General features: G+C 68.6%; 7 protein-coding genes and 2 tRNA genes. 5 read left to right on the forward strand and 4 right to left on the reverse strand.

Annotation, left to right across the window (positions count from 1 at the left end; genetic code table 11):
* Positions 1-193: 193 nt before the first annotated feature.
* Positions 194-1,504: a sensor histidine kinase gene (locus ABD296_RS47715; RefSeq protein WP_344284577.1), complete on the reverse strand. Its 1,311-nt coding sequence runs from the start codon at positions 1,502-1,504 to the stop codon at positions 194-196.
* 269 nt (positions 1,505-1,773) lie between these two features.
* Between ABD296_RS47715 and ABD296_RS47720 the strand changes: the two genes are divergently transcribed.
* Positions 1,774-2,664 carry a LysR family transcriptional regulator gene (locus tag ABD296_RS47720; RefSeq protein WP_344284580.1) on the forward strand — a complete coding sequence of 297 codons (891 nt, stop codon included), beginning with the start codon at positions 1,774-1,776 and terminating at the stop codon, positions 2,662-2,664.
* An 11-nt stretch (positions 2,665-2,675) separates the two neighbouring features.
* On the opposite strand, the gene ABD296_RS47725 is transcribed toward ABD296_RS47720, so the two are convergent.
* The 3 genes from ABD296_RS47725 to ABD296_RS47735 all read right to left on the reverse strand — a co-directional run bounded on the left by ABD296_RS47725 (position 2,676) and on the right by ABD296_RS47735 (position 6,975).
* Positions 2,676-3,596: a glycerophosphodiester phosphodiesterase gene (locus ABD296_RS47725; RefSeq protein ID WP_344284583.1), complete on the reverse strand. Its 921-nt coding sequence runs from the start codon at positions 3,594-3,596 to the stop codon at positions 2,676-2,678.
* A 155-nt stretch (positions 3,597-3,751) separates the two neighbouring features.
* Positions 3,752-5,491, reverse strand: coding sequence for an adenylate/guanylate cyclase domain-containing protein (locus ABD296_RS47730; protein ID WP_344284586.1), 1,740 nt, complete (start codon positions 5,489-5,491; stop codon positions 3,752-3,754).
* Between the two features lie 41 nt (positions 5,492-5,532).
* Entirely contained in the window at positions 5,533-6,975 is a 1,443-nt protein-coding gene (locus ABD296_RS47735; protein WP_344284589.1) for an amino acid permease, read from the reverse strand.
* Positions 6,976-7,208: 233 nt separating this feature from the next.
* Between ABD296_RS47735 and ABD296_RS47740 the strand changes: the two genes are divergently transcribed.
* The 4 genes from ABD296_RS47740 (at position 7,209) to ABD296_RS47755 (ending at position 9,651) form a co-directional block, all read left to right on the forward strand.
* Positions 7,209-7,286: transfer RNA gene (locus ABD296_RS47740), tRNA-Asp, on the forward strand.
* 20 nt (positions 7,287-7,306) lie between these two features.
* Positions 7,307-7,380, forward strand: a tRNA-Phe gene (locus tag ABD296_RS47745).
* A gap of 131 nt (positions 7,381-7,511) precedes the next feature.
* Positions 7,512-8,012 (forward strand): hypothetical protein, encoded by a 501-nt coding sequence (locus ABD296_RS47750; RefSeq protein WP_344284592.1) that lies wholly within the window; start codon positions 7,512-7,514, stop codon positions 8,010-8,012.
* Between the two features lie 289 nt (positions 8,013-8,301).
* Entirely contained in the window at positions 8,302-9,651 is a 1,350-nt protein-coding gene (locus ABD296_RS47755; RefSeq protein ID WP_344284595.1) for a hypothetical protein, read from the forward strand.
* Positions 9,652-9,921: the final 270 nt, after the last annotated feature.

Genomic DNA, 9,921 nt, shown 5'->3' on the forward strand with positions numbered 1-9,921 from the left:
GCTCGCCGAGACCCGCGCCGACCTCGGCTTCGTCGCCTCCGCGTTCGTGTACGAGTCGGTGCTCGCGCACGCGCCGGGCCACGACCCCGCCGACTACGCGCCGTTCACCTGCCGGGTGAAGGAGTCGCGGCTGAAGGGCTGGACCCGAATGGTGGACGGCCGCCGCCCGGGCTGATCGCGGCTCCCGGGCTGATCACGGCTTCCGGGGGATGCGCAGCACGAACCGGGCGCCGCGGTCGCTGTCCTCGACCTTCAGCGTGCCGCCGTGCGCCCGGGCGATCTCGCGGGCGATCGGCAGGCCGAGCCCGGTGCCGTTGGCGTCGCGGGCCTTGCCGGCCTTGAGCCGCGCGAACCGCTGGAAGACGACCTCGCGCTCCGCCGGCGCGATGCCCGCGCCGTCGTCCAGCACCTCCAGCACGGCGACGCCGTCCTCGTCGCGGACGGTGACGTCGACCCGCGACTCGGCGTGCCGCTCGGCGTTGTCCAGCAGGTTCGTGAACAGCCGGACCAGCCGCAGCCGGTCGCCGTGCAGCCGCACGCCCTCCTGCAGGTGCGGGACGATCCGCTTGCCGCGGTCCGACCGGGCCAGCTCGATGGTGACCATGGCGGCGAGGTCGACCGGCTCGGTGTCCTGCCAGGCGCCCGCGTCCAGCCGGGCCAGCTGCAGCAGGTCGGTGACGATGGCCTGCAGCCGGTCGAGGGTCTGCAGGACGGTCCGGGCGGTGTGCGGCCAGTCGGTGTCGTCGGCGTACAGCAGCGCCTCCTCCAGCTGGGTGCGCGCGGCGGCGATCGGGCTGCGCAGGTCGTGCGAGGCGTCGGAGGTGAAGCTGCGCTGCTTGGCGAGCGCGGCGTCCAGCCGGTCCAGGGTCGCGTTGACGGCCTCGGCGAGCCACCGGATCTCGTCCCGGTTGCCCGGCACGGTGACCCGGCGGCCGGACTTGCTGGCGGTGATCTCGGTCAGCTCGCGGCGGATCCCGTCCACCGGGGCGAGGGTCCGGTCGATGGTCCGCCACGTCCGCAGGCACACCAGCAGGACCAGCAGCAGCGCCGTGCTGACCAGGAAGGTCAGCAGGCCGCCGTTGACGTACCAGGGGACGTTCGGCGCGGCGGCGTAGACCTCCCAGTCCCCGGCCGGCCGGTGCACCGAGAACTCGATCACCCACCGGCAGCCGCGCATGCCGCCCGGCGGGCACAGCACCTGCGCGTCCTTGAAGCCGGTCGCGACGCCCGGGCGGAACGTGGCCATCGGCGGCCCGTGCACCGTGTCCGGGGTCCCGGCGATCACGGTGTTCCGCGCGTCGAGCACCTGGACGGCGATGCCGTGCGGCGCGTCGCCGATCTCGCCGCGCACCGGCCGCGACCGGAACTGCTCGGCGACCCGCAGCGCCGTCGACAGGGCCTTGTTGCGCTCGTAGTCGGAGGCGCGCCCGCGCACCCCGACCATGATCATGGTGATCAGAACGGCGCTCACCAGGGCGGCGACCGCCCCGGCAATCACGGTCATCCGCACCCGTATGGACCATGTGCGCCGTCCGTACACCCGACCTCCCGCAGGTGAGGTAATCACCCGGAGGGCCGGATTCAGTCCTCGCGACGGGCGCCCGGCGCCCAAGAGAGGCCAAAGAAATGGTTGCCGATGACCCGTCGCTGACCTGCGGTGACGCGAGTTTCACCTATCCCGGTGCGGTCTTCCGCGCCGCATGCCGCCGGTCCGCGCCCCGAGTTGTTCAGAACTCCGGGAGCTGGCCGCTCCCGCTGTTAGCATCCCCGGTTATGGAGCTGCGCCAGCTGGAGTACTTCGTGGCGGTCACCGAGGAGGCCAGCTTCACCAAGGCCGCCGCGCGGCTGCACGTGGCCCAGCCCGGCGTCAGCGCGCAGATCCGCCAGCTCGAACGCGAGTTCGGGCAGCCGCTGCTCGACCGGTCCGGGCGGACCGTCCGGCTGACCGAGGTCGGCGCCGCCGTGCTGCCCTACGCGCGGGCCGCGCTCGCCGCCGTGGAGGGCGCGAAGCTGTCGGTGGACGAGCTGACCGGCCTGCTGCGCGGCCACGTCACGATCGGCACCATCGACTGGATCGCGTCCCTGGACCTGCCGGGCCTGCTCGCCGGGTTCCACCGCGACCACCCGGACGTGGAGATCACCGTCCTCCAGGACGAGTCGGCGGCGCTGGCCGACGGGCTGGTCACCGGAAGCACCGACCTGGCGTTCCTCAGCCTCGGCACCGAGCCGCCGCCCGGGATCGCCGTCCAGGCCGTCATCGAGGAGGACCTGTTCGCCGCCGTGTCCCGCGACCACCCGCTGGCCGGGCGCGCGTCGGTCACGCTGCGCACGCTCGCCGAGCAGCGCCTGGTCAGCCTGCCGAAGGGCACCGGGCTGCGTGCCGTCCTGGACGAGGCGTGCGCGGCCGCCGGCCTGCGCCCGCGGATCGCGTTCGAGGCCGGCGAGCCGCCCGTCCTCGCCCAGCTCGCCGCGCACGGGCTGGGCGTGGCGGTCCTTCCCGAGTCCGCCACCGCGATCCGGGCCGGCGAGCTGGCGTCGATGCCGATCGTCCGGCCCCGGCTGCGCGGCCGGATCGCGCTGGCGTGGCGGGCGGAGGGGCCGCGCGGCCCGGCGGCACGGGCGCTGATCGCCCGGGCGCGCGCGGCCCTGCCCTCACTCGGCTAGCTGTACTCGGGTCACGCCTCGGCCTTCAGGACGGTGCGCAGGACGTCCGGCTTGTTGGTGATGATCCCGTCCACTCCGAGATCGACGGCCTTCGCCATCTTCGTCTTGTTGTTGAGCGTCCAGGTGAGCAGGTGCAGGTGCGCCGCGTGCACCTGCTTGACATAGGTCTTGGTGAGGTCGCCGTAGGAGGGGTTGATCAGGTCCGCGTAGGCCTTCAGCTTCTTCAGGTCCGCGGCCTTCGGCTTGCCGAGCAGGCCGGTCGGGACGCCGGGCAGGTCCTTGTGGAAGCGCTTGACCGACGCCCAGTCGAACGACTGCACCACGAGCCGCCGCTGGCTCGGCGCCGCCTTCGCACCGAGCCAGTACGACCGGTGCCGCTTGAGCGCCGCGGCGACCCGTCCCTCGACCCCCGGATACAGCGCGGGGCTCTTCAGCTCCAGCAGCATGCCGACGCCGCTGCCGCTCATCGCACCCAGCACCTCGTCCAGCGTCGGGACGCGCTCGCGCTTGTACTTCTTGGAGTACCACGACCCCGCGTCCAGCTTCTTGATCTGCTTGAGGGTGAGCTGGGAGACCTTCCAGGGCTTCTTCTTCGGGTAGACGTGCTCCACGTCGGTCGTCCTGGCCAGCGTGGTGTCGTGCAGGATGACGAGCTTGTGGTCCTTCGTCTGCTGGACGTCGAGCTCGAACATGTCCGCGTGCCGGGACTTCGCCAGCCTGAACGAGGCGAGCGTGTTCTCCGGCGCGTACGCGGACGCGCCGCGGTGCCCGACGTCGAGGACCTTGGAGGCGGCCGCCTGCTGCTGCTGGACGGCCGGGAGCGGGAGAGGCGGGAGGAGGGGGTGCGGGTCGGCGGCGGCCGCCGTCGCGGGGCCGGTGCTCGCGGCCGCGGTGAGGACGGCCGTGAACGCGATGCCATGCCGACGGGACATTGTCACCTCTCGGGAGCCGGGGGATGCCTGCCTCGACCCTCCGTTCGGCCGATGACGCCCGGGTTACGAGCCGGTAGCAGACCATGTACCAAGGGTGACATTACGCATTCGGAGCGTGCGTTACGAGGCGGACACGGCGTCTTCGCCGGATCGACTCACCCGTCCCCTTGCGGCGGTTCCTCCGCGGGCTCCCCGGTGCCCCGCTTCGCGCCCTTCGCCGCCTTTGTCAGCACCAGCGCGCCGAGCAGCACCTGCCCGCCACGCCGCAGCGGACGGAGCGGGCGCGGGAACCGGATGCGCCGCGGCCCCTCCGCGTCCGGCGCCGGCGCGGGGGGCGGCACCATGGGCTGCTTCGGCTGTTTCGGCTGTTTCGGCACGCCCAGTCTGGTCGGACGGCTCCGGCCGCGCAGCGTCACCGACCTGCCGAACTCCCATTCGTCCGATTCCGCCAGGTGCGCGAGCTCCACCACCGTCCCGGACGCCAGCACCCGCCCCGGCGACGCCTTCGCCAGATCGCTCAGCCGCGCCGCCTCGTTCACCGGATCGCCGATCACCGTGTACTCGAACCGCTGCTCCGCGCCGATGTAGCCGGCCACCACCGGGCCCGCCGACACGCCGATCCCCGCGTCCAGCACCGGCACCTCCGCGCGCAGCCGGACCGCCAGCTCGCGCGCCGCGCCGAGCGCCCCGCCCGCCGAGTCCTGCATCTCCGACGGCGCGCCGAAGATCGCCAGCGCCGCGTCCCCCTCGAACTTGTTGATCCACCCGCCGTGCCGCGCCACCACCGCCACCACCACGCCGAAGAACCGGTTCAGCAGCCCCACCACCTCGTCCGGGCCGCGGGTGTCGGCGAGCCGCGTCGAGCCGGTCAGGTCGACGAACAGCACCGCGACCTCGCGCGTCTCGCCGCCCAGCTCGATGTCGCCGCGCTCCAGCGCCAGCCCCGCGACCTCCTCGCCGACGTGCCGGCCGAACAGGTCCCGCAGCCGCTCATGATCGCGCAGCCCCGCCACCATGTGGTTGAACCCCGCCTGCAGCTGCCCGACCTCGCTCGCGTCGTACACCGCCACCTCGGTGCCGAGATCGCCCCGCTCGACCTGCGCCATCCCCGTCCGGACGGACTTGATCGGGTCCGCGATCGCCCGCGTCGCCATGTACGTCACGTACACGCCGACGACCAGGGCCGCGCCGCCCAGCCCCAGGATCGTGATCGCGAGCTGGGTGACGTCGATGTCCGGCGCCGCGAGCGCCGCCACCGCCACGCAGATCAGCCCGAACACCGGGATCGCCGTCCCGAGCGCCCACGCGAGCATCACCCGCGTCGTCACCCCCGGCAGCCGGAACCGGCGCGGCCGCTCCGCCGCCAGCACCAGCGCCGCCGCCGGCCGCAGCAGCCGCTCCGACAGCAGGTACACGATCGTGCAGGTCGTCGCCGCGCCGAGCAGGCACGTCAGGCCCGTCTTCACCGCGAGCCTGCCGGTGAACAGCACCACGTCCAACCCCGCCCAGCCGGCCGCGCCGACCCCCCACAGCGCGCCGACCAGGAACGTCAGGCGCAGCGGCCCCAGCAGGACGGCCCGTCCCTCCGCCCGGTCGGGCATATGGCCGCCGCGCACCAGGCTCACCACCGGACGCCACAGCCACAGCCCCGCCACCAGCGCGATCGGCCCCGCCACCACCGGATAACTGAAGAACGCGATCGCGTTCACCAGATGCACATGATCGGGATCGCGCAGCGGCGGATCCGGCACCACGAACGTCGCGAACAGCAGCACCACCAGGCCGCCGATGATGTTCGCGACCACCACCACGACCGCGAGCACCCACCGGACCCGCACCTCGAGCAGCGTCCGGGGCACCCCGGGAAGAAGGCCGCGCGCCACCGTCCTGGTCACCGCTGCGCCTCCGTCCCCGAGGTCCCACGGAAATCATCGCACTAGGCGGTGCTGCTCTCCTCGGCGATCGCGACGTCCGCCGGCGCCACCCGCTGCGAGTTCCGCCACACCAGCGGCCAGCCCGCCAGGATGATCACGAACCAGCCCGCCATCACGTACAGGGCGACCCGGGTGTCCGCCTCCCACGCGATCGTCACCGTGACGAACGCGAAGAAGGCCAGCACCAGCCAGTTGGTGTACGGCGCCCACGGCATCCGGTAGGGCGCCTTGGGCAGCACGCCCGCCGCGACCTTCCGCCGGTACGCCATGTGCGCCACCAGGATGACGGTCCACACCAGCAGTGCGCCACCCGTCGACACCGACGTGATGTACTCGAAAGCCTTGTCCGGCACCACCGCGTTGACCACCACGCCCACACCCATGACGAGCGCGGAGATGACAACGGTCAGCACCGGGACGCTCCGCCCGTTCAACCGCGCGAGCGCCTGCGGCCCATCTCCGTTGACGCCGGCCGTCCGCAGCATCCGGGACGTCGAGTACAGCCCGCCCGCGTTGCACGACGACAGCGCTGCCGTCAGCACCACGAAGTTGACGATGTCCCCGCCGCCCGGAATGCCGATCTTGTCGAACGCGAGCACGAACGGGCTCGCCCCGCCCTTGAACGCCGTCCACGGCACCACCGCCATGATCACGAGCAGCGACCCCAGATAGAACAGCGCGAACCGCACGGGCAGCGCGTTGATCGCCCGCGGGATGTTCTTCTCCGGATCCCGCGCCTCGCTCGCGGTGACCCCGACCAGCTCGACGCCCAGGTAGGCGAACATCACCATCTGCAGCGTCATCAGCATCGGGCCGACCCCTTCGGGGAAGAACCCGCCCTGGTCCCACAGGTTCGAGACGCTCGCCGTCTTCCCGGCGTCACTGAACCCGAAGACCAGCACCCCGATCCCCACGAGGATCATCATCACGATCGCCGCGACCTTGATCATCGCGAACCAGAACTCCAGCTCGCCGAACACCTTCACCGAGATCAGGTTGACCACGAACAGCACGATCAGCGCCACCAGCGCCGTCTGCCACTGCTCGACCCCGGGCAGCCACTTCTGGACGTACTTGCCGGCCGCGGTGAGCTCCGCCATCCCGGTCGTCACCCAGATGATCCAGTACGTCCACGTCGTGGCGTAGCCCCAGAAGGGCCCGAGGAACTCACGGGCATACCCGGCGAAACCCCCCTCCGCGTGCCGGTAGGTGAGCAGCTCACCGAGCGCCCGCATGACGAAGAACAGCATCAACCCCGCGACGGCGTACGTCAGCACGAGACTCGGGCCGGCCTTGGCGATGTTCTCCCCGGCCCCGAGGAACAACCCCGTGCCGATGGTGCCGCCGATGGCCAGCATCTGAATCTGGCGGGTACCGAGCCCGCGCTGATAGCCCTCCGCTTGGTCTGGGAGCTTTGCGACCACGCGTTTCTTCCGCCCTCTCACGTCGACGGCCGCCCCTCGGGACGGCTCCGGCCAGGCCAGACTAGGAACCCGGCACCCCGAAAACGAACCACCCGCCCCACGCCCCTCCGTAGCCCCCGTCCTCCCCCGTCGCGCCCGCCCTTAACGAGTTGGCGCCGTCCTCGGCCATCGCGTATGCTCTCGGACGTCGCCAAGGACCGGCAGCCCAGCCGGTCGGGCCACCGCCCCGAAGCCGCTAAGCTCGAGGCAAGCAAGGTCCTGTGGAGCAGCTAGGAGTGCTCGCCACCCTGTCAAGGTGGAGGCCGCGGGTTCAAATCCCGTCAGGACCGCCAGACGCGCCGACGCGCGTCCTGGGCAGGTAGCTCAGTCGGTACGAGCGTCCGCCTGAAAAGCGGAAGGTCGGCGGTTCGACCCCGCCCCTGCCCACCTCAATGACCAGCCAAAAGGCCCGGAACCTGATCAGGTTCCGGGCCTTTTGACGGCAACCCTGACGGCAACGTCCTCACAATGCCGAGAAACAGCACCCCCTCAGCAGCACTCGCCATACGCTTCGGGTCATGACAGTCCAACTGCAGATAACATTTGGCATCCCTGAACCCGGCAGCTCCCAGGCCCGCCTACCACTTGCCGATCAGATCTGCCCTGGTCTCGATGACCTTGCCGATCTTGAAAGGGCTCTCGACGGCAAGGCCTCCCTCACCGAAGGTTCCTTTGGGCGCGGAGCCGGAGGGTTCGGCGTCTCGATCATCCTGGCGGCCCCGTTCATCGACGAACTCAACAACCCGTCATGGCTGCCGCGCCTCACCCACCGATGTCAGGCAAAGGGTGTCGACGTGACCGCGATCTGGGTGCACAGCGACGTCGACACCATGCACGAGTACGAGCTGCGAGACGCCGCCCGCGACGGCTGGAAGCTCGCCCACTGGGACGAGTACAGCGCCGGCCTCAACACCGAAGACCCGCCCGAGGCCGCACACCTCACCATCGACAACCGCCTAGGCGCAGCCGTCAGCCTCGCCGACCAAACCCGCCGAGCCCTAACCAAGCTCATCCCATAACCGCAGGTCAGCCAGGCAGCACCCGCGCCGGATGAGAACTTTCTCTACGTTTTCAAGGGCGCCGCTACGCGTCGCCAGCGGCCGCCCGCCCCGGCGCGCCGGGCGTGCGGCCTGTTCCGTCCGGTCCCGCCGCGCCGCGTCACCCGTCCGCCAGGGCGGGGACGATCGATCAGCACAAGCCGAGTGGCGAACCCGACCCTCCCCTCAACATCCAAGGTCTGCTGCTCGATCACCGTTAGCTTCCCCAAAACTAGAGGACTAGCGAGCGCGGGCCTGGCACCATAGTGATATGGAAAAGATCCACGCCAAGGCGACTCAACTTGTCCTTGCTGCCGTGAGTTGCATTCATGAATCAAGCGATTCCGATCCCTGGGATTACGGATGGTCCGTAGAGTCTTACCGGCATTCCCAAGGAGCTTCCATCTCTTCGCCAGATGGGCCAGTGGGCCTATCGGCCGAAGGAGTGGCGAAAATCGAAGAGCTTCATGAACTGCTAGCAAGGCAGACGCAAATACGTGACCGCTGGAATATGGAAGAGTTGTGGGGGTATCTGGCAAGCCTTATAGCGTTTGTATCCTCTTTCAAGGGGGAACGGGAAGGTAAGGCCAAAGAACTGCTCGCACGCATAATACTTACAGAGCCGTCTCTCGTTATCTTCCCGGTGGCAAATGTTTCTTGGGAGGGGCCACCTAGGCGAATCGGCAAGAAAAACATCATTGGGTGCTTGGACGATTCCTTCATTGAAGCGACCAAGGGGCTTGGCGGTCGCGCTGAACTCCACGCGGATGAGGTCGCGAAATATGTTAATGGCCTCCAGCATAGAATGCCGCGTGTGGGATTTGCTGCCTTGGTTCCAGGGCAGCGGGGGTTGGCTCGCGCGCAGGCCAAAAGGAACCTTAAACTGCTGGTAGAGCTAACGATGCTGCTGATCGTTGACAAAAGTGAACGTAATCTATGGTCACTTCGAGGAGACACTAATCGACCCGGCGTGCGAGGTATCACGTTGGATCGAAAGGCTATTGAGGAAGGTCTGAGAATCTCTGGCGATCAAGTGGAATTGTATTCAAGTCCCCTGGTGATCGATGCTCTCGGGAACAGGGGTGGAGTCTTGTGGCTAGGAGAAAATCCAGTACCACTGGAAGACTTGCTCCGCAGCGACAAGATTCGTGGTGCTGTCGAGGAATGTCTAACTCAAAGGCATAGCTTTCTGCGTCGTTTGCATGTCGCGGCTCGCTGGTTCGCAGATAGTTATTGGGCGTCAGCTCAGGATGATGCCGCTCTGGCAGCAGGTGTAGCTCTGGACGCTCTGCTGGGTTCCAGGGCTGGTCTTCCAGGGCGTGCAATGAAAGAGCGGTACGCCCTTCTTGAGAGTGACCCTCGAATGCGTTCCAAGCGCGCAAAGGAATACGAAGAGATCTATTCGGTCAGAAGCCTCGTTGCACATGGGGGTGAGTCGCGAAAACTGAGCGAAGGTCTATATGTGAGGGACATGCAAGAGTCTGTAACATGGACCGCATGGAGAGTTCTTGAGGCACACTCAACTTTCTCAATCTCCAGCGAGAAAGAGTATGAATCACTCTTTGAGGATATTCGGTGGGGTACGCGCGAGTGGCCCTGGAGGGAACACGATGAAGAATAGGTAGTTCTATGGCAGATAAGTGGAAGTGGTGACGCGTGAATATCAGGCGGGTTGGACGGGCCCGAAGCGGGGGTCTCGCGACCCCCAGCCCCCCGCGGGCCGGAGGGCACGCCCGCGCGAAGCGGTCTGTCACACCGTCTCGCCGTTCGCGCGGGCGCACCCTCCGGGACGGGCGTGCGTGCTAACGGTGGCGCTAAGAGGTCATAACAAAATGTGTATGTGGCGCGACATGTAGTGATGGTCGGGTGTGGTGTGGGCGGGTGCGTAAGG

The sequence above is a fragment of the Actinomadura napierensis genome (assembly GCF_039529375.1).
Classification (GTDB): domain Bacteria; phylum Actinomycetota; class Actinomycetes; order Streptosporangiales; family Streptosporangiaceae; genus Spirillospora; species Spirillospora napierensis.